Annotated in this window: 2 protein-coding genes; both read left to right on the forward strand. The window is 44.2% G+C overall.

The window, feature by feature from the left end; genetic code table 11:
* Position 1: 1 nt before the first annotated feature.
* The gene (locus tag QMD03_06485; GenBank protein MDI6776874.1) at positions 2 to 808 is read left to right on the forward strand and encodes an HAD-IIB family hydrolase; all 807 of its coding nucleotides are present in this window, start codon (positions 2 to 4) and stop codon (positions 806 to 808) included.
* On the forward strand, positions 783 to 1,200 hold a 418-nt coding region (locus QMD03_06490), incomplete at its 3' end, for a DUF4147 domain-containing protein (GenBank protein MDI6776875.1). The genes QMD03_06485 and QMD03_06490, both read left to right, overlap by 26 nt.

Raw genomic sequence — 1,200 nt, forward strand, 5'->3', positions numbered from 1 at the left:
CATATTTACGGATCTTGATGGGACTTTACTTGACCACAATGATTACTCTTTTGAACATGCAAGACCCGCCTTAGAAAGGATAAAGAGGAAAGGCATTCCTCTTATTATCACGACCAGCAAGACGAGGAAAGAAGTCGAAAACTTGCAGAAGATACTGGGGATTAAGGAGCCTTTTATTGTCGAAAATGGGGGTGGAATTTTTTTTCCGGGAGGGTATCAAGGATTCAAGATAAAAAATTCTCTCCCCAGACCCCCCTATACTATCGTAGAGCTTGGTAAACCGTATGCTGAAATCAGAAGATTCATCAAGAGGGTAGGGGATCAATTTGGGATCAGGGGGTTTGGCGATTTAACGATCCAGGAAATCATGGAGTTCACAGGGTTATCCGTTGAGGATGCAAAGATGGCAAAGGAGAGGGAATTTACGGAACCATTTATCCTGGAAAGGGAAACTGACCTTGAAGTATTGAATGATTTGGCCTTAAGGGAAGGGATGAAGGTGGTAAGAGGGGGAAGATTTTCACATCTTCTCAGCGTCCATCAGGATAAGGGGAAAGCAGTTGAGATCGTAAATGATATCTTTCGTGAAAACTGTGGTGAAGAAATTGTTGCCATAGGTCTGGGGGACAGTGAAAACGACCTGCCGATGCTCAAAAATGTGGATATCCCTGTTCTGATACCACATTACGATGGAGGATATGAAGAGTTTAATTTACAAAACCTTACAAGATCAAGGTATCGGGGGAGTAAAGGCTGGAATGAATCGGTGGAGGAAATATTAAATGACCTCGAGAGAGCTGATTGTTGAAATATTCAACGATACCCTGAAGTCAGTATTGCCGGGAAATCTGATCAGGGAATCTGTAAAACTTGAGCGGAACCATCTCCTGATCCGGGATAAAAAATACAACCTTAATGCTTATCGAGGTATTCATATCTTGGGAAGTGGGAAGGCCTCCGTTGAAATGGCAAGGGCGATCAAAGGTATCATTGACCCCTGGATAGCATATGGGTTTGTAGTCTCCCATTATGGTGACGATACCCTGGATAAGGTCAATGTCTTCGAAAGCTCCCATCCTGTCCCCACGGATAAGAGCATCAAGGCTGCCGAAATACTCATGGAGCATCTTGAGGGGTTGTCCGCTGATGATTTTTTTATCTATCTCTTGTCGGGCGGGAGTTCCGCGCTCGTGGAAAAGC

It is taken from the genome of Syntrophales bacterium (assembly GCA_030018935.1).
In the GTDB taxonomy this organism is placed as follows: Bacteria; Desulfobacterota; Syntrophia; order Syntrophales; family CG2-30-49-12; genus CG2-30-49-12.